This is a genomic window from Paenibacillus planticolens, from assembly GCF_013141725.1.
Lineage (GTDB): Bacteria > Bacillota > Bacilli > Paenibacillales > NBRC-103111 > Paenibacillus_E > Paenibacillus_E planticolens.
The window spans coordinates 128,920-150,807 of the sequence record NZ_WHNZ01000013.1 but is presented as its reverse complement, the minus strand read 5'-3'; the positions used below and the strand labels follow the sequence as shown (position 1 = coordinate 150,807).

Genomic DNA, 21,888 nt, shown 5'->3' with positions numbered 1-21,888 from the left:
GAATGCGTTTGATAAATGCAATCGGCTGGCTACAAACAATAAAGATTCCGGCCGATACAATAAGCATAGGCGAAGCTGCATTCTGCAATGAAGGATTGCAATCAATTGAGGTCGACGAGAATAATTCCTATTACTCTAGCGAGGATGGTATATTATTTAACAAGGACAAAACCACCTTGCTGGCCTATCCTTCACAACGAAAACGCCCATTCTATCTGGTGCCAAGCAGCGTGACTGAAATTGCAGATTGTGCGTTCGTATGGGCCGATATTGGGCAAATCTTCATTCCTGCCAGTGTGACGAAGATTGGTGACGATTCTTTCTTCAGAGGTCATGTTATCGTGGATATGAATAATCCCGTATATTCAAGTAAGAATGGATATTTGTTTAATAAAGACCAAACTTATCTGATTGATGTCCCTCGCGCAACGGACAAAATATTTATTCCTAAGTGCGTTGAGAGGATCAATATTATGATTTTCGAGAATTGCGACCCTTTGAAATTTGTCATCTATTGCTATGAGAATTCTTACGGACATGAGTTTGCTGAAGAGAATGAGTTCAATTATGTATTGATAGATGGCGGTATGCAAACCCAGATTCATATCGAGGTGAACGTATGGGAACGGACCATCCCAAAAAGATGAATGTATTAATGATCCTTGAAATTCTTAAACTGTACAGCGATGCCGAGCATCGGCTTTCGCAGCAACAACTTGCGGAATTGATCCATCAAAGCTATCAGGTAAAGGTTGACCGCCATGCCCTAAAGAGGAATTTGCTGAACCTAATTAATTTTGGCTACGACATTGAATATACAGAAACGGTACGCAGGAAGAAAAATGGTGAGGATGAGTTTCTCTATTCGAATTGGTACATCAACCACGAGATCACCGATGCAGAACTCCATATGTTAATCGACAGTATGCTGTTCTCAAAGTATATTCCGTTCGGACAAAACATTGAATTGGTTAAGAAACTAAAAGGTTTATCCAGCAAATACTTTCGATCCAAGCGAAAACTTCCAGTAGGTCGACTGGAAAACCAACATAAGCAGCTCCTGCTTACAATCGAGGTTCTCAATGAAGCGATTGCGAAGGGGGACAAGGTGACCTTTCAATTTATCGAGTACGAAGTGGACAATAAGCACCATGTCGTATTGGGAAAAGACGGCGCACCCAGAATATATAAGGTTAGCCCTTACGAAATCGTCGTTACCAACGGGAGATATTATCTGATTTGCGCCCATGACAAAGGTGACTCGCTATACAATTACCGGCTTGATTATGTGTGTGCGATAGAACGGGTTGAAGATGAGAAAATTCGCCCCTTGAATGAAATCTCGGGTTATAAGTATGGGTTGGACTTGTCCAAATATATGGAAGAGCATATCTATATGTACGGCGGCAAGAGTGTGCGGGTGAAATTTCGTGCCGATCTACGTGCCAACAGGAATATAATCGGGCATATCATGGATTGGTTCGGAACGAATGTGCAATTCTCCGAGATCAGCGAGGATGCGGTAACGGCGACTGTCACCGTCAACGAGATGGCCATGTTTTATTGGGCGCTTCAATACGGAACATCGGTAGAGATTGTGGCGCCGGTAAGTCTACGCGAACGTTTGCGGGAGGCTGCAAATGCGATATCAGAGAAGTACAATCGCAAGCTATGAAGTGGTAATAAGGTAATCATTATTATGCGTAAAATAAGTACACGGAGGCTTGAACTATGAGTAACGAACTTTTTGAAGGCCTAAATCTTATCACGTATGACTTTAAGAATGAAGATCCTTGCGAAGAAGTTAGAGATTTAAATAGAGCGTTTTAAGAAACTGGAGGGACATCTTTGGAAGAGAAAGAGCTAGTGAAATTTGATCTCATGCGCAGGGACAACATCATAGCAAAGGTTGAGCTAAACATGGCTCGCAAGGAAGCAAATGTAGACTTAGTCGATGGACAGGACGGACACCTATATTTGGGGAAAGACGACTCATTTGCTGATATTATGGAATTCCTACAAAGCCGCTCCATAGTAAGACGTAAGGGAGATAGCGGGTTATTATCGAGCATTGGGTTAAACAGTAGATCTAGCTTATTTGACATATTAGAGAAAACTAACGGGGTTAAGGATGGAGACAACATTTGGATTAATTTCAGCCATCAGAAGATTTCCTATCCGCAAGTTGTTGAGTGGATTAAGTCACTAACAACATCTAAGGATAATCTTTAACGGTCGAACAATGCAGGCTTTGATATCCAATAAATTAATGATACGGAGGAATCCATGTGGCGTATATATATGCAATGAGCGACATACATGAAGAATTAGATCTTTTTAAAGAAACGCTTAGTTTAGTCGATCTGAACGAAGGTAATCAGTTGATTTTATTAGGTGATTATATAGACATTCGTATACAAGATTTGAGCATTCTATATTTTATTAAAGAACTGCAAGAGAAATATAAAGAGAAAGTAATTGTTATCGCGGGGAATCACGAGTTAATGTTAATTGAGGACATACAATCCCAAGCCAGTACATTTAAGGATCCTACTCTTATAAAATGGCTTAAAGGCTTGCCTTATTATTATGAAACAGACACGCAAATATTTGTCCATGCTGGCATTGATGAAGAAGCAGAAGAATTTTGGAAATGGGGAACGGAAGATTACTATTTCTGCTCTAAATACCCACACACAACTGGCAAGTACTATAAGGATATAATTGCAGGGCATGTGTCGACATCTACAATCAGCGGGAAAGCAGATTATCATAAAGTTTATTGGGACAAGCAAAGCCACTACTATATCGACGGTAATACTCGTGTAAGCAAGACAATACCTGTTTTGAAGTATGATACTGTATCGCGCAAATACTCTAGTTTTGAAAAGAAAAAACAAAAAGACGGTAGCTTTGAGTGGAAAGAATATACAATAAAATAGTGTAGTAAGGCACTCATCTAAGACCAATAATGATGAACCATGATGAGGTCATAAGAATGGGTAAAGGTGTCACGCTGTCAAAAGTGGTTCTATAATATCAGAATGGATTATGCCAAATACACTACCTAGAATTATCAATGATCCTTTTAATGGCGATATTAAAAAAAATATTGATCCAAATACCTTTCAGATACTATTTGATTCGCAAATAATTCAAGAAGTTTCAAGTGAAAAGAGTTGTGAATTGTGGAAAGAATTCGAAGAACGTTATAGATAAAATGATGAAAATTTTAATATAAAGGGAGCGGAGTTTAATGAGTAAATTAATTAAACCTAATTTTAAGCTAGTAAAACAATTTGTACGTGGAAAAACTTTAGAGGAGATAGTAGGTTACAATTTCAGAAATGAGCGTGAAAGTGCAATTTTTACATCGGGTATTATAGGATTTAAAGAATATAAAATTGATTCGTCCAAATTCGATTGTGATAGAACGGAACTAACGATGTCTATATGGTGTCTATTATTAGAAAATGGACAAAATGTTAGGGAAGTATTAGGGTATGAAGGTAGAAAAATAAGTTATATAAATAAAGTTGGTGATCTGGAACATGTAGAAACAGATACGATAAATTCTATAGAGACGGATTTGAATATATTTATACGGAAATTGTTAAATAGTAAATTTAAAAAGTCATGGTTTGATTTATATACTCACGATTATCGTATTGAAAATGGAGGATTAGTTCCAGGAATTAAAAAGCAGATGCTATCTAGTAATGATAGGGACTTATGGTTTATTGCGAATTATGATGAAATAATTAATGAAGAAATATTAACGTCAGTCGAGACGGAAATTTTACAGGCATTGATTGACTGGTCGAACTATATTCATACAATCGGAAATTTTATGATTGGTCCCGTTGGTTTTAATTTTAAATCATCTGTACCTAAGGCAAAATCAAAATGTGGGAAGGATCAAATAGATTTATTTCTTGAAAACGTAAAAAGTGATTCGACGTATACAATTTGGCAAAAAGAATTAAGTAGTTATAATGATATCAATATGATTGATGTGTATTTTGAAGGAAACAAATTAACGGATTGGAATGAAGTTGCTGTTAAAGAATTAAGGACAGGAGAATTGGCTCATTGGATCAATAATATCGTTTTCCTAATTCAGGAAAGGGGGGAGATGTTAGCAGCACGGTTATTGACGATAATAAATAGATAACGAATGAAAAATATGACTTATAGTGTACCTCTGGATTAGGGTATAGCTATATTATTCATAATTTATAACCACTTAATATGATTGTATTGGCAACACTCAAATAGACAATAAAACTAGGTGTATGTTTAGGGAATGATATCATTTGGATAATAGATTGATATGTTCCCACATACGAATAAATTAGTTGATATGTTTCTACGAACGTAAGGTTCACTAAAAATCATTAAAATAACATTTCTATCCACTCAAGACATGTGGAATCGGTAGCGTTGCTTGTACGAAATGATGTAGACAACAATTAAAACCTTGATATTCGCAATAAACCTGTGACAAAAATCGAATAAAGACCTGCTAAGACGGAAAAAGGCATGAGCAGGAGTCCGAAAAGAAAGCCAAAACAACCGAGTGAATATCAGGGTTATTCCTGGAATCATTCGGTTTTTCTTATTGTCAGAGTGTAAGTACGAGACAATGCAAGAAAGCGGCGATTTCATCGCCGCGGCACAATAATCCTTGATATATCAATGTTTTCTCAATCATAATCCCTATCATGTTTTCCTCAATCTATCCCCTGCAATACCCTGGATTTCCCCTGTTATTTTTCTGCTCTTCTGTCACGACATTATTCAGATTATGAACATAGTCATGCTACAAAAAGTTGATTCAAAAATGGAGAAAATGATCGATTTGTAGCAGGACTTTAATTATCCGTGAAACGGTGCATTTATTTAAAAACTGAGTGATTAAGACAGGCCGTTTTCTATATACAATGGAACTTACGGGGCTAGTGGTTTAACAACTATTTGGTGTTAAGTTGGGGTAAATTATATCACAATTTTGGTACCTTTCATTAATTAATGTTTTTAGTATTTTAAAAATACGAATTACTGGAGTTTTTCCTAAAAGCTCTTCAAATCGACGGTGATGTTATATTGTATGATGGAATCTACAAGAGTCTCCAAAAAAGCTTTCCCTATGTCATATTTTGGTATAAAATCACAGTATCATAGTTAATTTGTGAGGTGTATGACATGAATGAAGTACTATATTTTGGTGCTGAACCAGAGGAAGAAGTATATGATGATAAAGTTCTAGACTTAGAAGTAGAAGATGAAGATTCAATTAATGATATTCCAACTGAGCAAAGAAAATTAAGAGTTCAGGCGTATGACAAGAGTGTAAGTGATTTAGTTCGTATGGTTAGAGATAGGGATATAATACTTAATCCCGAATACCAGAGAAATTATGTTTGGGATAATAAAAAAGCTTCTTTATTAATTGAATCAATATTACTTAATATCCCAATCCCTGTAATTTACGCCTCAGAAGAAGATGATAGCAGTTGGAATATTGTTGATGGCTTACAACGATTAAATGCTTTAAGAAGATTCTATCAAAATAACTTTAAACTAAATGGCCTTAATATATTAACTGAGTTAAATGGTTTAAGGTATGAAGATCTTAACCCCAAGGCAACAAGGGTGTTGAATAATGGAAATTTAAGAATAATTTTGATTTTTAATGATTCTCATCCTGAAATTAAATATGACATCTTTATGAGACTAAATACAGGTTCTGTAAAGCTAAATGAACAAGAATTAAGAAATTGTCTATATAGAGGGAATTTAAATAACTTAATTAAAGAATTAGCTAAAAATCCAATATTTCTAAGTATTTTAGGATTAAAATCACCTCACAAAAGAATGGTAGATTGTGAAATGATATTACGTTACTTTGCATTTTCTAATAATTTTGATAGATCGAATAATACAATAAGAAACTATAAAGGAGCAGTAAAGACATATCTAAATTCTTACTTCGAAAGCAATAAAAATTTATCGCTTGATAATGTAGAAAAACTGAGAGTTAAATTTAACAGCGTAATTAGAGCTGTATTTGAGGTCTTTGGAGATAAAGCATTTAGAAAACTAAATAGTGATGGGTATGAAACAAAAATTAATAAGTCAATCATGGACGTTATCATGATTAGTTTTGAACAGTATACTTTTGAAGAAATCAAAGAGAACAAAGGTAAAATATTATCTTTATACAAAGATATATTAAATGAACCGGAGTTTAATTTAGCAATTACACAAGGAACCTCTGATACCAAAGTTTTGGACTATCGTCTAAATAAATGGATAAATGAATTATATAAAGTTATGAAGGTGTAATCCACATGACGTATAGACTCGAAAGTTTTTTGAAATTTAACAGTGCTCTTGAAGAGGTAAGATTATTAACGAATCTTGCAAGTAGATGTGAACAATCACCAAATGAATATGCAGCCCTCAATAAAAGTGCATTATTACTTCTAACCGCAAAATTTGAAGTGTTTGTTGAAGAAGTTGTTGAAGAATATATTGAATTTATTAATTCTATGAGTCTTGCTAACCTTATAATATCAGAACAATTAAAAATAAAGCATTCTATAACTCGAATAAAGGATATAGTTGATATTATTGATAATCAAAACAAAAATGAAAAAAAGATTGAAGTGTTTAAAGAATTAGCAAAGTTATGGTCAGATAATGAAGTTGCTTTTACTGATTTGTACATACCCAATAAGTTTAATTATGGAAAACATGGTTCTAAAGAAATGGAGAAATTATTTAGTAATATTGAGATAGAGAATATATTTGAAACCATTGTGTTATATTCGGATGCCGAAGAATCTATGCTTGATGATACAGAAGTAATTGATTTAAAAGGAATAATCAATAACATCACAAATCAGAGAAATCAAATAAGCCATCAAGACAAAACTCCCAATATAACGCATAAACAAATAGATGAACATATCGAATATTTTAATCGCTTCTCAAAAGAGTTATGTAAATATCTTGAAGCTAAGCTTCATGGACTAGAAGAACAATTTGAAGCCTATAAACAAGTTGCAAGTGTTAGGTGATAGTATATTTGGGTTTTAATTTTAATCAAGTGGTTAAGGATACTCTTCATATCTGCGAAGAAGTTGAAAAAAGCTACAAATATCACATTCTACTCCTGGTTATATGGACTCTCAAAAAAATAAGGATGATTCAACGAGAACAGAACAAATCGGGGATTTAATGCTATCGAAGGAGATTATGTGAAAATCAAAATTGAGAAATTTTCCAGCGATTCTGATCACGGAAGACGTGAAAAAAGACTGCCAGTTCTAAGTTGTTGATAAAAAACGCTACTCGCTCGACACGAAGTACAATAGAAAAAAATATATGCTAAGACTGGGCAGAAATTAGGGAGAGGCTGAATCGCTTGGCCTCTACCCTTTTATTCAGATTTTTGAGAGAAGGCTGAAAAATTGTGGAGTTAATGTACGTCTGGATTGGAGAATATAAAGCTATACATAAACAAGGTTTCCAGCTCGGAGGTGAGCTTCAGTGTGAATATGACACAGATGCCTGCAGGCTTACGGTAATGGAGAACCCCCGGTTCGTAAAAGGATTTTTTGATTTGCCATGCTCGATGAGCAAAGTTGCTCGTATCTCGAATATAACAGCCATTATAGGTGAGAATGGAGCGGGTAAATCTTCGTTGCTTCACTATATGAAACAGTTGTTCGGGGCTCCGTGGATAAAAAGAGATATCCCAGCGTTGCTCGTTTACCGTGGACCAAAAGAGGAAATAATTGCTTTCTGTCATAAAGCATGTCCGATTAAGGAAGTGATTCCTGCGACGGTACAAGTGAAGCCACTTGAGAAGCTGGACGATTATGATTTGAATGCAATTTATTATTCCAATGTATTTGATCAACAAACGGAGGAGCATTATTACCGGGGGGGATTAAGGAATATATCAACCAATTATTTATCGAGAGAAGATGGTCGAACGGGCTACTATTATAAAGGTAAAAGTGAGTTGGAGATACATAAATTGGAGGAAGTTCACAGACAAATCCGTTTTGTGTCGAGCCCAGAGTCACGTCTTATCAAAAAGCGTTTTCAACTACCCGAGGTTATCTATCTTCGAATTAAGGATGTCACTGTGGAAGTGATGTATCACGAGCTAAAAAATTTTCCTGTAACCGAATTTGTTAAGGAGCTGATCGTTAAGCTTCGTGAGGTACCATTAACTAGCCAATCTGCTCCATATGATACGGCTTATAGAAGAGAGCTCTTTATGCAAAGATTAATGGTTCGTACTGTGGAGCAACTGTTTCTCGGGATGACGCCAATTGGTCTAACTACACTTTTGAATAATGATTTTCCAAAGTTCAAAACCTTGCAAAGGAAGCATCTCTACGATAAGGTAATCGCATGGTTGCAAATAATTAAGTTTCAGCTTGGGAAGAACCCATCCTCTGAGCAAGTACAATTCATAAATGGTCTTTGGGACTTGTTATTTTTCTTTGATCGCTGCTTCGCCAATAATAGATTGCAATTTTATGGTGATGCAATTGTCCTGAGAATCAAAGAGGACGACAAGCTTATTAAAGAGCTGATGTCAATAGAGGAAAAATGTATTAGCCCTACTTCGATGTTTGAATTCGATTGGCGGGATTTAAGCTCAGGGGAAAAAGCACTGTTAAATATGTACTCGAGATTTTATACTGTAGTTGAATCCGGCGAGACGCTTCCAGTATTAGGCGAATCATTAACCATTCTTATAGATGAAGGCGAATTGTATCTTCATCCGCAGTGGCAAAAGCGATTGTTTCTAGACCTCATTTCCTTTTTGCCAGGCTTGTATGGACGCTATGGAGTTCAAACCATACAGATCATAATGACCTCAAATTCGCCCTTTATCTTGTCGGATCTACCAGACACACATATTATTTTTATGCATAAGCACGAAGGAAAGACCGGCGTCCTTTTGGATTTAGAGGATCAGCGGCAGACATTTGCAGCCAATATTCATTCTCTTCTATCCCATTCGTTCTTTTTAAGGGAAGGGATGATAGGGGAATTTGCGAAGCTGAAAATTAATGAAACGGTTGACTTACTCCTGAATGGCAACCGAACAGAAGTTAATCGACAGCTGGAGAAAATAGAGTATATTATTAGTATAGTAGGAGAGCCAATTTTGCGGCATAAACTCATAGGACTGCTGCAGGATCGAATATCTACAGCAACAATAAGCTTGGAGGATCGGATTCAGGTGCTTGAGACTGAGCTGCGCAAGCTGAAACGAGGAAAGCTAGATGATTAGAATTGGCATCGAACAAGCGAAGCTGGACCAGTTGGTCAGCAGGCATAAAGCTTATTTTTCCAAAAATCTTATGAATAAAAGGCTAGAGGTACACTTCAAAACCGCTGAGTTGGATATTCCTACATTTCCTTCAACAAAACAAGATTATATGTCGAAGAAATACATTCGTTTTTTTAGTTACTTAAGGCTTAAGATGGATGATATTCTCGCCGGTGAGCCAAAGAAGCTGCAAGACATTATCGATCACATTGAGACCAACTACCGAGATTTACCTTTCCGTTCCTTCAGTGAAATCGATGGTAATGTGAAGAAGAAGGCGGAAAAAGAGAAGCAGGCTGATGAAAATAAAGAAGATGAGGGGAAAGAGACAAAGCAATCCAATTTGTTTCGTTCGCTCACGAAAATTTTTAACTATACAACGTTTACTAAGAGTGGCGTATGGTGTGCTTATGACTTGGCTTTAGGTTTGCGGTTATCTATCTGTCCTTATTGCAATCGTCAATATATTCACTCTCATCAAGATGAGACACTCAAAATTAGAGCTACCTTAGACCACTTTTATGATAAAGGAACCTATCCATTTTTAGCCCTGTCGTTTTATAATCTGATACCCAGTTGTTATTTTTGCAATTCGATATTGAAACATAAGAAAGCTTTTTCTATTAATACTCATCTGCATCCTTATCTTCACGGTTTCGAAGACGATATTCAATTTTATGTAAAATTTCGAGGACAACAGGGAGCCAAACTTGACTATACGAGTATTTTGCGTGCTGACCCCGAGACGTTCTCACTTGGATTTCGTTTTCGAAAAGGATCAGACCTGACTATTAAAAAGAAAGCAGGGCATAATATTCATGATTTTAAGCTGAAGGAATTGTATAAAGTCCACAAAGACTATATCAGTGAAATTATACATAAATCAGTAGTGTACAATGACGATTTTATTCAAGGCCTATTCCGATCTCACCCCAGATTGTTTACTAGTGAGGAGGAGATCTCGAGAATGGTGCTGGGAAATTATATCCAGCCCCAGAGCCAGGATCGGAGGGTTCTTTCCAAGCTTACTCGGGATGTTGCGATTCAGCTTGGACTAGCGCAGAAATTAGTTTTCCCAAACTATTATAAAGTTTTAAGGAGAAGAAAATAGTCTTAGAGCGCAAAAGGATGTCTCAGGTTGCTTAATAGAAGTTTAAAGGTCATTGCCTTATGGATCACGTAAGTGACTGAATTATCTTGATCACTTGGGTGGTGAAATATCAGTATTATCCCACCGGTGAATGATCGATTATTGAATGGGACTTATTTTCTCATACAAAAGATAAGAAGGACGGCTTCGGTTGATTGAGGACGCACTCGGACCTTATGCGACCAAGATAGAATATGGTCCGTAAAGCTTATGAGAAACCGTGAACGGGTTAAAACGGAATGGTAGCAAATATTAATTAAACCAGAAATATAGTAGATTAGGTTTGAAGGGCAGAAAATTAACGATAAGACAGTTCCAAAAGCCGTTCAGGATGAGAACGGTCTTTTTGAATTTTGAAAATAATAAGGCAATTTCAATCCTCCTATATCATATAATCTTAATAACCTTGTAATGGTGCCCGTTCTATTGCAGTTTATTTTCTCCATTTATTTTGCCAAAAAGAGGCGTATTGTTCCTATTATTTTGGTTCATGGATTTTTTAATATTTATGCGATGATTCAATTACATGGGACATGAGATGGTGTAAGACAGTAATCGTGTTCAAAAAGTTAAACAATGAAATGCGCGGAGCAAACTAAAAGCGTGTTAATTATTTCGGTAAGGAAGTGTATCTATGTCGAAAATATCTTATTATTTTACAGGACTGTTTTTCATAATATCTCTTTTCACTATTAATCCTGGGAATACCAGAGCAGAAGATGATCCTATTCGAGTAACTCTTGATGCAAATCCAGTAGAGTTTAGTGCTCCTCCTTTTATTGAAAACTCATCTACGCTTGTTCAATTTAGGCCTGTTTTTGAACGAATGGGTCTAGATATAACTTGGGATGCAAATACTCGCACAATAACAGGTCACAAACAAGACATTGAAATCGAATTGCAAATTGACAACCCTATCGCAAAAGTGAATGATAAATTGACCACCTTATCCGTAGCGCCGAAGTTAAGAGAGGGTTTATCTCAGAGTTTGTTGGAGCAAAGGTAGAATGGAGTGAAGCTAGACGAATAGTATTGATTTATAGCAAGAAAGAGTATGCCAGTATCGATGCTAAGTTTCGCTTTACCGCGTATGGCTTATGGAGAAATATGGCCGGAGCCGATCAAGTACAACTTGAAGTGAGTGAGAGGGTACAGGATTTCATTACAGTTGAGGATATTGAGAACATCCAGTTAGCTATGCGATATTTCAATTTCACCATGTTATTTATTTCTTCTGAGCATAAGGTGGACGAAAACATGACTTTGATTCAATACTTGGACCGTGCTAAGAAGAAGGAAGCTATCTCAAATGATGATATCATCGACGAAAAACAAGTGAAATTGTTTGGATTCGACGCTTTCCAATACAACTTATGTAAATAGACATGATTGGGACAAAAGAATTGATACGTTAATTATATTCAAGTCGGGATCACAATTTTATAGCGTTCGAAATTCTTCCTATAAGGTTACATATAAAAGCTCGATTCAGGATTTTCAAAGTTTACCAGAAAGTATGAAGCTTAAAGAACAGATATAATATTTCAACGTTATTAAATTTTAATATGAGGGGAATGTCTGGGTACAGCTATCATTGTAAAGTATTGGTATTCGTGTTTCTTTTGCATGAACCCATTCATATTCTTTGGGGAACACATGTCCAGTTTTGTGCCTTTAATGGCATTATTGGTGTAAATTTTCGTGTAAATATCGAAATAACGATTGGTGTAAAAAAATGGTGTTAAACCTGGTTGAAAGTTGGTGTAAAATTGATGAAAAACCCTCTTCTAAACTAACAAAACGAGCCTAAGCGAACTTAATAGGAACATCAAAATCCCAGTAAAATCAAGGCTACAAAACTCATTTCTGGGAAGTTGTTCAGGGTTCTGCGTATCACTCTATAGATGAATTAAAAAAAGGGTCCCCAATGAAAGTGAACCCGCACACCCAGTAATCATTTATTTGGGACTGGTAAGGAGAAACGAAGCTTAATCTAACGTTAAGCGGTTGGGCGAACCCTTGGATTACGCAAGGTCGTCAATCCGATTTCGTCGGATAAGTAATCGAATGCAGCTGCCTGACTCGGCCGGTTGTTACTGATGCGTCCTTGGTGATTAACGATGCGTCCTACCCAATTTGGGTTTCTCCGGCTCATAATATTGACAAAGGAGTGATCCGGCAACCTGATGTTTTTGCTTAGGCCATTCACAATCCGAATGAAGAGAGGGTCGTTTTTCCAAGATTGCGATCTGTTATTGAATGCTTTCCAGGTCTCGAACACAATCTTGAACAGCGCATGGAACATGACATTCTCGATGATGAAACTCTCCATCTTACGGGAATGCCAACGAGTCTCCCGATCAGCCCCCGGTTTCATTTCAGGATAGAATTGCGACAATCTTTTGAAGAAATCCGTTATGCAATCCAAGAGATCCTGGTAGGCCCCGGGCTCGTGAGTTTCCAGGTCGGCTAAAAGTTTTGCGTATTGTTTGATCGCCTCCTGAAGGGTCGAGTTTGGTACGAGTTTCCTTGATTTACTGTGAATCGTCGTTCGGGTTTCCTCGATTTCAAGACGATTAAATACCTCACATTGACTGTATAGTCGGTTTATCGTCCGTGTTACAGCATTCATATCCGGATTCACGCGAATAACTTGGGCCGGATTTGCCTTTTTCGTCGTATTATTAAGTTGGCGAAACAACTCCCCCTCTTTCTCAGGGTTCAAGTGGTGGACGGTGACTGATTCCGCTTTATTCGGGTCAAAGGTCTGTAATAGCGATTCGATTTCCGAACGAGTAATCGTTACACCAATTTGCGTTAATTCCACCTTGCTGGGGATTTTTTCCGGCTCTTTGCACCATTCGAAAATCCGGTAATAGGCCCGGTGTCTGTGAGCGCTATCTGGCATCGTGATTGTGCTATAGATACGAAGCGTTCTAAGATTCTCGTCGTACTCTAAACTTGTTGGTAAATCTTCATCAACCCTTGCATTCCAAATCAAATCCGACCAGTAAAGTTGGTTCCGAAGATATTGCACCGTCATTTCATTGACTTTGGACTCATCTAATGCAAGATACGGATACGTGATGGAGTGAAAATGATTATAGTCCGCACTTATTACATAGTCTGGATTCTCGGGATCATATTCCCCCCTCTGGGTCGCAGGGCAATACATCACGTATGGTCGTTTCATTGCATGGTACAAGGTTTTGAGTTGTATCGTACCTTTATACCGGTTGTTTCCAAGGTAATCGACATTCGTTAGTTCCACACATCCAATAGACATAGCTCTAATTAACCTCTTTCGTTTTTATTTTGTTTAAGTACCATAGGGAATGTTCATTCCAGATCTCAAACCGTTGATAGCTCTGGGTAATCTCGTCTGCTACGGTTTGTTTTAAAGCAGACATTCGCCGGTCCAACATATCAGATTCACTGCCTTCAGCTAACCATTGGCCCAGAATTTCTCCTTCATGAAGCAACAATATCGCTATTTGAGGAGAGACGCGTTCTAGAGTACGGATCGATCCACGAATAATTTTGAGACTCTCGCTCACCAACACTTCAATGGCAAGAACTGGAACTTCTCTTGTTCGGTCAAACGGATGTCTCCCAAACCAAACTCCATCAGTCGGGCAATTTGGAGTATAGATTTTTGATGCCCGGTAGCCTAAAGACTCCCCCAAACGTGAAAACATTAACTGCGTTTCAAGATGACCATACTTCATTGTTTCACCCTTTCATCTTTATGCTAAAAGCATTTACAGTAAATGCTAAATTCATACATACCTTTAGCATTAATTATGTAACTGTTGGCCAAACAGGAGGGCTCCCCCATATTGACTCACCCTTTCCATAGGACTCCGCGCTGAATGTGTCGTGGAGTTTTCATAATTCTCGTAGTTCAGCTATTGGTCCACATAAACCTTATTTATTGGGATAATGACGTTCCCAGGTAAAAATAAACCAACATGTGAAGTAACTGTTAGTCGAGCAACTATTTTTTTTCGTTTTTACAAAAAATGTATCTGTATTAAATTACGTGTTCCGGATAAGTAATTGGTTGGTTCGTATAGAGCAATTATCCGTATCCTTTAGTGTTATTTTGCGAGCTAACAAGCGTTTCCCGTAAGATCGGAAGCGCCAGCACTCTGGACAGCACTTAGGATAACAAAAACAAATAGAAGCCCGGAACGTCCGTCACAGTTGCTTCTCAATAGAGTGATAGAAGCGGGATGGTTCGAAGGATTTGGCCATATCGACGAGCAGGAATTCTTGCAGCCACCACCAGTTGAGGAGCCAGTAGAGCGGGACTTTGATGATCAGCATATAGCTAACTATCGTAAGGAGCAGACAAACCTCAGAAAAGATTTTCTGAATGGCTGTACTGAAGCTCCTTGTGTGATGTGTGGGGAAGTTTATCCAGAGGATGTGTTGTGGGCTGCTCATATAAAAAAAGATCCGAATGTCTTCCTGGGGAAAGAGCTGATAAACATAACATTGCTGCATTAATGTGTAAGATGGTCTTCGACGATCTATTTGAAAAAGGATATATCGGAGTTAAAGAAGGAGAGTTAGTTCTACTTCGTTCAGCAAAGTTAGAATCTATGTAAAGTAGATTGTTGAAGTTACAAGGCAGAGAGTGCACAGCATGGCGTGATAAAACGAAGGCTTACTTTGAATGGCATGTTCAATTCTTTCGAACAAAATACAATCTAAAAGAGTAGGCTGCAAGTAAGCAAATATGTTGGCAAGAGGAGTGTAGCAACTGAAATGTACAATAACATTTTCCACTATTATAGAGGTAAGAGAGATTCAACTGGGAACTTGCCTTCTAAGCAGGTCGAAAATAATGTTAGGAAAGCATTGATAAATGTTTTGGAGCACTCAAGCTCTTTACTGACTTATCGTTTTATCTCACAGTTTATCGGTGCTGAATGTAATGTGGAGGAATACGATTATCTTTATGAAGTAGGGAGCAAGTTAGATATCTGTACGTCTAAAGGATTTATTATTGGAATCGCTGAAACAGAAGGGGTTTCAAATACGAATTCCATTAAAACAAAAACACGGCCAGATGGAGCAATTCTGTCGGCGACACTAAGTATTTTAATAGAGACAAAGACTGGGATCGATCAATTGGATAAAAATCAACTAGAGGGACATAAGGATACATTTGCTGCAGGCCAAATGTTCGAGAGCGAACCAATCATAATTAAATGGATCGACATTCGTAATTTTTTTGCGGAACAATATGTTGCCTTTAGAGAAGAAAAGCTGACTGCATTTTTAATTGATCAATTTATTCAATTTTGTGATAATAATTCCGTAGGTTTCCCTGATATGTCAAATGAATACTTCTTTGGTCACTTTAAGATGGATGCGCGCAGATTAGCTAAACAATTACATCACTATCTATTTCATGAATCTCATTACAAAGATGAGGTAGCTGATCATCATGAGCTTGAGGGAACAGAGAGAACAGACTGTATAGGATATAGAAGTAAGGGATGTTCATTTAAATTCCTTTCAATGACTAAAGCAAGGGATGTATGTTTAGTCCTTCATCTCGGTGGGAGAAAACATAAATTGCATGCTGAACGAATGCAGGAGCAGATCAATCAAATGCTCCAAAGACGATTTATAACTAGAACACCAACATCAGGTGAAGTCTACATAAGATTAGAATGGGTTAAGAATTTGGATCAAATAAAACCGTTTATCGACCAGGCATATTATTTGAGAATGAAATAGATAATTATTCGATTGATGCTCTCTTTTATTGAGTCAGTTTAGTATGACTATTTGCTGGTAGAAAGGTGATTATCGTGGAATGCTTACGTTTCGGTTGCGAAAAACAGTTGGATAACGAGGAAGAGAAATTTTGTGGTGAGGCTTGCGAGAAACGCTACCAGAGAAACCTGGATTTCTTTATTCAGACTTACGAAATGACGCCAGATCAAATGTCGCAATATCTTCAGCAAAATCAAATTTCTGTTGCCGAGATTTCCCGCAGACGCGGCGTCGCTCCAGTATCTGTATGGGGTACGTTCAAAAAAGTCGGGATAAGGGTTTATCGACCCGAAGCAATTCCTCACGTAACGCATAAATGTGAAAACTGCCAAAAACCATTTACACGACCCAGATGGGACCATGACGCCCGATATTGCAAGAAGTCTTGCCAAGCTGAAGCAACGAGAACCTTGCATATTTCTGATTTAGATTTTCGCTCAAGTGATCTCTTTTTTATTGCTCCTAAAGAAGAGTTAGGCTCCTACGGGCATCTAAATCTTCGTACTCGGCACATGACCCAACTTTTACGTAAGCGTGTCGATCACTATTTCTTTATGAATGGCATTTGTAATGAGAACACAGCTTACGTCTATGGCGTCATGGCAACTGACGGTAATATTCGTTGTCAGCCAGAGAAGGGGTATGCCAGTATGCGCCTGCGCCTAACAGACCTTGATATTATTGAAAAAATCGCAGGCCTTATTCAGTACAAAAATAAGATTATGTATGTCGTTCCTAATAACCCGAAGCATAACCCGCACTATACTATAGATGCCACTAGTCAGTGCCTGGTCAACGATCTGGGTGCACTTGGCTGTATGCCAGGGAAGACAGGTCGGATCTATTATCCACTTGTTCGTCCAGAGTTGGAACGTCATCTCATCCGGGGTATTATCGATGGAGATGGGAGCTGGATAACAAGCGAAAACAAACGTAAATCTTTAAAATTAGAACTCAGCATAGTAGGTAATGATCAATTCCTTTGGGGTGTATATAAGCGTATTTTTGAGCATCTAGGCATCAAACCGCAATCGATCCACTATGCCATCGAATACGATAAAAAATCAAAGCTGCCCAACATCGCTTACATTACGTATAACAAAACCGACGCTATGCGGATTCGAGAGTGGGTTTATGAAGGCGCTACGATTTACGGCCAGAGAAAACGAGATATTGCGTATTCCGCTAGATACCAAAAGGAAGAAATTTCATCGACGATACTTAAGCATTACCTCGACGTGTCAAAAGAGTATATACATCGGGGAATTAATGTCTTTAAGTTACCGCATAAACGGTCTGGAAACCGCTTTGTATTCAATGAATCCGATGTTGAAGCATGGGTTCAGCATTTGAAAAAGGAATTATCCTCCAGCGACCCCAAAAGCGGTCCGAAACTTAAAAATTTGAATGCCCTGAAAAAACGCTGGTTAGACGAAGATGAACAATTCAACGTCTATCGACTTTGGAATATGAGCGACTCGAAAGAGCTCCTGTAACGCGTTCAATTGACGCCAATATTACCGAGGTGCCGTCAAAAGATCATTTATGTGGTGATTCCATACTTTATGTTCATTGTAAGTAGGTTCCAAATTCATAGACATTCATTTTTATCTCTGGTAAAATTTAGTTCGAAACATAAGTTTTGAAGTAGACATTGAAGTTTTGAAGTGACAAATAAAGTTATGAAGGCATCGTTAAGTAGTCAGGTAGAAGAATTAATAACTAAGCTTAATTATTTAGTTGCAAGTGCTCCTTCAATGGATGGAGTACTAGGTTACGAGCATACCTATAAAAAACGCTTATGGAATAAGTATCAGCAAAAGTACACTTCTTCCAGTAGTAAGAGATACTACGCAAAGTTAACTTTACGTACATTAGTGTCGGTAGGTTACTTATTAAGCTTATTAAAAAAATGGTTGTTTAGTGAAACTAATTATCCCAGTATCGTAATGATAGATACTGTTGGTAAATATTTGGTAAAACCAAATCCAAATATTCAGAGTTAACTGATCAGACTAAAGATTTTGTTGAAGGTCTCCTAAACTAACATAAAGAGCCTAAGCGAACACAGTGCGAACATCAAAATCCGAGTAAAATCAAGGCTTCAGCCGACTATAACAGTCTCTATAAAACTCGCGTTTTGACTCGCATACAGAAATTCCACTGATATCCCAAATGGGTACATGTGTCCCTTTATTCATCCTTGAAAAATTTACATAACAAGTTTAACCACTATTTGGATATTAAATACAAGAACTCTCATGAATTTAAACTAGGAGTAACAAAGTTACATGTCGTCACTTACCATCTATTATCTGATTTCTAATGAGATTAGGATGAAGGCTATAAATTCAACTTTAAATACACGTCGTCCATTTTCTCCTGAGTTATACCAATATAGCGTAGCGTTGTACTGGATGCTGAATGATTGAGGAGCTTTTGTATCAGGGTAATATCCACACCTGATTGGTATGCATGATAACCAAATGTTTTTCGAAGGGTATGGGTCCCAATTCGGTCCTTAATCCCGATGGATTTTGCTGCATTGTTAATGATCTTATATGCTTGATCTCGTTGGAGAGAAGCCTTACCCGTGTATTGCTTCCGAGAAATGAAAAGTGGTTCATCATATGAAAGGTCTTTTCGGTTAGTGAGGTATTCTTTCAAAGCCTCATTAGCTACCTTACTAATCGGGAAATCCTTTACCTTATTTGTTTTCTTCTCCCGTATATAAATCCGTTCTTTGATCTCTCCGCTTATATCAATGACATCACTTACCTTTAATTTCAATAGGTCACTAATTCTTAATCCTGAATTAATGCCCAAGGTAAATAAACAATAGTCCCGAAGGCTTGCCGATTTCAAAATCTTCTTCATCGTATTTATTTGGTTTTTGTCACGAATCGGCTGCACAAACTCCATTACCGGAATCCCTCCAATATCATCATTCATAAACTCATTATTTCAAAATTATGGATGATACAAACATGGGATAAGGATCTTTTAAATAACCATTCTTATCAATCATACATAATGCAATTGTGTATGATAGAAAAACTTGCAATATTATAATTTAAGGTCCTAATAGTTATGTATGGCGCATCCGACATTGACTAATGTACTGATGCCAATTATACTTAAGGAAAAAAGTATGAGGTGTTTCTATATGACACAGTCTGCGAAAAAAATAGAAAATTTAGATTCTACTAAAAAGAATGTTACAGAAACAGTGCTCCAATTAAATAGTAATCCAGCATTAAAAAGACTAGCTTCCGTAATTAATATGCGTAACAATGAGGAAGGTTTTGTTAATTATTCTCGCATGCATCATCGGCATAATCGCAGCTAATTTTAAATAAATGGAAATGAGAAATGATTCTAGGGGCCTCTAATAAGGCCCTTATTTATTTTGATATATTGGGGGATTAGTATGGTAACACAAGTTGACCAAAGTAGCTTGAAAACAAAGTATAGAGCTAGATTTACTGCTGCTTTACTGAAAATTACTTCAAGATGTAACCTCAATTGCGATTATTGTTACGTATACAATCATGTCGATCAATCATGGAAGAATCAACCTAAGATTATGAGTGAAGAGGTTATTAAACAATTCTCACAAAAATTAAAAGAATACCTTGGAGTTGAACAAATAAATGAATTTGACATTATATTCCATGGTGGAGAGCCGTTGTTATTTGGGTCTGGTCCATTATTATCTGCAGTTAATATCATTAGAAATCAAATAAATAATGAAAATATTAAAATAAACTTTTCTGTTCAAACAAACGGAACACTACTATCTAATGAAGTAATAGATGATTTATTTAATGCTAAGATATCAATTTCTATGAGTTTAGATGGACCGAAAAATTCCAATGACTTACACAGGTTAGATCATAATAGTCAATCTACATTTAATGATGCATTTCAAGGATTAAACTATCTTTTAAAAAAGCAATCGGAGCTATTTCAAGGAGTAATTGCCGTTATTGATCCTTACAATGATCCTAGGGACTTATTTGAATTCTTTAGTCCTATGAATTTGCCAAGGCTAGATTTCTTACTTCCTGATGCAACTCACTGTCATCCCCCTATAGGTCGAGATTCCTCATCCCATATTTATCGAGATTGGCTTCTTGAAGCTTTCGAGTTATGGTTTAGGCAGTATTCCTATATTCCTATAAGATGGTTCGACTCAATATTAGCCTCTCGACTGGGAGTGCCGAGTCAAACGGATGTAATGGGATTTGGATCTGTTTGCTTGCTTGTGGTTGAAACAGATGGCCATTATTCTGATCATGATGTTTTTAAGATTACACGGCCTAATGGAGCTCTTTTAGATAAAAACGTATTTACTGCTTCTATAGCTGAACTGTCAGTTCATGAGACAATCTTAGAGCATGGCTTCAGGTTAAGTAGTGAGGGTATATCGAAGGAATGTTCACAATGTCCAGCGTTAGAGGCGTGTGGTGGTGGGAGTATTCCACATAGATATCACGAAGAGAGGGGCCTAGATGCTCCAACAGTTTACTGTCACGAAATTTTCTCAATTATATCCAAAGCGAGTACACTTTTAAGTGAGTCTTTGGTAATAAACAATGAAATACCAGTTTTTAAAGACTACAAATTTGAAAAAATAGAAGAAAACTGTTCTCAATGGAGATTATCAACCGACAATAAAGCTAAAAAAATAATGAATCTTCAAGATCTCGATAAACTAACCATTTCAGCGGCAGCTATTTTACTAAAAGAATCACTGCAGAAAGAGAAATCGCTGGATTTGATAGACGTTTGTGAAATCCGACCATTTTGGTTAGATACAATTAATATCCAATCTTCCCAGAAATGGCTTACTGCTCCGTTTGAAGATACAATTGAAGTTTTATCCTTTGAATCTATTGAAGTCCAAGAAGCAATAAAATTACTAGAAAAGGTTAAACTTTATTTAGAAGAATTTAACCCTGCTATAGTTAAAGGGATGGGTAATCTCCTGACTGATTTGATTTTTGTTAAGTCTAAAGTTGGGGATGAGAATGGGATCTTTTCATTTAGTGATGATACCGCCCCGAATGTTATTTATATCGCGCCGTCCGCAGGGGGGAAATTGCTGGATGCTGATGACTTAGCTGATTCAATTCTCCATGAGTTTTTACATCAAGTTCTTTATCATTTGGATGGAGAAGAGCCACTGCTTTTTGATTATAAATTTCCAAGGTTTCCAGCACCGTGGAGAGGTGGATTCAGGGATTCATCCGGATTTTTGCATGGTACTTTTGTTTTTACAAACCTCTCTTTATATTGGAATGCACTTTCACATGCTAATTTAAGTGGAATTAATAAGGAGAAATCATTAAAAAATGCAATTAAATTTAAGGATCAAGCTAGATATGGAATCTCAAGCCTACTTCAATTTGCACTTCTTACTCCGCAGGGCATCACATTTGTTGAAAGCTTAGCTCAAGCTCTAAATATCACTGATATAAAATTGTCTCCTCCAGGTTTATTGTTTTAAGAATCATTATGTGCATTAGTATTAATGCAATAGATGAAGAGATACTAAAGCACATAAAAAATCAAGTAT

The 21,888-nt window shown here is 37.0% G+C and carries 20 protein-coding genes; 17 read left to right on the top strand and 3 right to left on the bottom strand.

The annotated features are described in order from the left end of the window. The first annotated feature begins 8 nt into the window (after positions 1–8). The 11 genes from GC097_RS05715 (at position 9) to GC097_RS34110 (ending at position 11,897) form a co-directional block, all read left to right on the top strand. A complete protein-coding gene (locus GC097_RS05715) occupies positions 9–647 on the top strand; it encodes a leucine-rich repeat protein (protein ID WP_171682379.1) in 639 nt (212 codons plus the stop codon). Next, positions 620–1,675, top strand: coding sequence for a helix-turn-helix transcriptional regulator (locus tag GC097_RS05710; RefSeq protein WP_171682378.1), 1,056 nt, complete (start codon positions 620–622; stop codon positions 1,673–1,675). The genes GC097_RS05715 and GC097_RS05710 overlap by 28 nt, the downstream gene beginning before the upstream one ends. Before the next feature lie 173 nt (positions 1,676–1,848). Continuing rightward, positions 1,849–2,232: a hypothetical protein gene (locus GC097_RS05705; RefSeq protein WP_171682377.1), complete on the top strand. Its 384-nt coding sequence runs from the start codon at positions 1,849–1,851 to the stop codon at positions 2,230–2,232. Between the two features lie 56 nt (positions 2,233–2,288). Further along, complete coding sequence (locus tag GC097_RS05700; RefSeq protein WP_171682376.1) at positions 2,289–2,942, top strand: metallophosphoesterase; 654 nt, start codon at positions 2,289–2,291, stop codon at positions 2,940–2,942. 314 nt (positions 2,943–3,256) lie between these two features. Further along, positions 3,257–4,174, top strand: coding sequence for a hypothetical protein (locus GC097_RS05695; protein WP_171682375.1), 918 nt, complete (start codon positions 3,257–3,259; stop codon positions 4,172–4,174). Between the two features lie 1,031 nt (positions 4,175–5,205). Next, positions 5,206–6,348 carry a DUF262 domain-containing protein gene (locus GC097_RS05690; RefSeq protein WP_171682374.1) on the top strand — a complete coding sequence of 381 codons (1,143 nt, stop codon included), beginning with the start codon at positions 5,206–5,208 and terminating at the stop codon, positions 6,346–6,348. A 5-nt stretch (positions 6,349–6,353) separates the two neighbouring features. After that, positions 6,354–7,085 (top strand): MAE_28990/MAE_18760 family HEPN-like nuclease, encoded by a 732-nt coding sequence (locus GC097_RS05685; protein ID WP_171682373.1) that lies wholly within the window; start codon positions 6,354–6,356, stop codon positions 7,083–7,085. 404 nt (positions 7,086–7,489) lie between these two features. Next, positions 7,490–9,325 (top strand): AAA family ATPase, encoded by a 1,836-nt coding sequence (locus tag GC097_RS05680; protein WP_246293992.1) that lies wholly within the window; start codon positions 7,490–7,492, stop codon positions 9,323–9,325. Beyond that, a complete protein-coding gene (locus tag GC097_RS05675; RefSeq protein ID WP_171682371.1) occupies positions 9,318–10,475 on the top strand; it encodes a hypothetical protein in 1,158 nt (385 codons plus the stop codon). Before GC097_RS05680 ends, GC097_RS05675 begins: the two co-directional genes overlap by 8 nt. Positions 10,476–11,148: 673 nt before the next feature. Then, positions 11,149–11,520: a copper amine oxidase N-terminal domain-containing protein gene (locus GC097_RS05670; RefSeq protein WP_171682370.1), complete on the top strand. Its 372-nt coding sequence runs from the start codon at positions 11,149–11,151 to the stop codon at positions 11,518–11,520. A 26-nt stretch (positions 11,521–11,546) separates the two neighbouring features. Further along, positions 11,547–11,897, top strand: a complete 351-nt coding sequence (locus GC097_RS34110) for a hypothetical protein (protein ID WP_246293974.1) — start codon at positions 11,547–11,549, stop codon at positions 11,895–11,897. 616 nt (positions 11,898–12,513) lie between these two features. On the opposite strand, the gene GC097_RS05660 is transcribed toward GC097_RS34110, so the two are convergent. Together GC097_RS05660 and GC097_RS05655 are read right to left on the bottom strand one after the other, a co-directional pair. Further along, entirely contained in the window at positions 12,514–13,800 is a 1,287-nt protein-coding gene (locus GC097_RS05660; protein WP_171682369.1) for a DNA sulfur modification protein DndB, read from the bottom strand. Positions 13,801–13,804: 4 nt separating this feature from the next. Then, positions 13,805–14,242 carry a hypothetical protein gene (locus tag GC097_RS05655; protein ID WP_171682368.1) on the bottom strand — a complete coding sequence of 146 codons (438 nt, stop codon included), beginning with the start codon at positions 14,240–14,242 and terminating at the stop codon, positions 13,805–13,807. Positions 14,243–14,735: 493 nt separating this feature from the next. Here GC097_RS05655 and GC097_RS05650 point away from each other — a divergent pair, with 493 nt between their 5' ends. The 4 genes from GC097_RS05650 (at position 14,736) to GC097_RS05635 (ending at position 18,313) form a co-directional block, all read left to right on the top strand. Further along, positions 14,736–15,026, top strand: a complete 291-nt coding sequence (locus GC097_RS05650; RefSeq protein WP_171682367.1) for a hypothetical protein — start codon at positions 14,736–14,738, stop codon at positions 15,024–15,026. 261 nt (positions 15,027–15,287) lie between these two features. Next, positions 15,288–16,268: a hypothetical protein gene (locus GC097_RS34105; protein ID WP_246293972.1), complete on the top strand. Its 981-nt coding sequence runs from the start codon at positions 15,288–15,290 to the stop codon at positions 16,266–16,268. A gap of 65 nt (positions 16,269–16,333) precedes the next feature. Then, on the top strand, positions 16,334–17,803 hold the full coding sequence (locus GC097_RS05640) for a helix-turn-helix transcriptional regulator (protein WP_171682366.1): 1,470 nt from the start codon (positions 16,334–16,336) through the stop codon (positions 17,801–17,803). Between the two features lie 171 nt (positions 17,804–17,974). Beyond that, a complete protein-coding gene (locus tag GC097_RS05635; RefSeq protein WP_171682365.1) occupies positions 17,975–18,313 on the top strand; it encodes a hypothetical protein in 339 nt (112 codons plus the stop codon). A 337-nt stretch (positions 18,314–18,650) separates the two neighbouring features. Here GC097_RS05635 and GC097_RS05630 read toward each other — a convergent pair whose 3' ends face one another. Continuing rightward, on the bottom strand, positions 18,651–19,229 hold the full coding sequence (locus tag GC097_RS05630; protein ID WP_171682457.1) for a site-specific integrase: 579 nt from the start codon (positions 19,227–19,229) through the stop codon (positions 18,651–18,653). Positions 19,230–19,473: 244 nt separating this feature from the next. Here GC097_RS05630 and GC097_RS05625 point away from each other — a divergent pair, with 244 nt between their 5' ends. Together GC097_RS05625 and yhhB are read left to right on the top strand one after the other, a co-directional pair. Continuing rightward, positions 19,474–19,656, top strand: coding sequence for a hypothetical protein (locus GC097_RS05625; protein WP_171682364.1), 183 nt, complete (start codon positions 19,474–19,476; stop codon positions 19,654–19,656). Between the two features lie 81 nt (positions 19,657–19,737). Beyond that, positions 19,738–21,819: a cyclophane-forming radical SAM/SPASM peptide maturase YhhB gene (gene yhhB / locus GC097_RS05620; RefSeq protein WP_171682363.1), complete on the top strand. Its 2,082-nt coding sequence runs from the start codon at positions 19,738–19,740 to the stop codon at positions 21,817–21,819. The last annotated feature ends 69 nt before the right edge of the window (positions 21,820–21,888 follow it).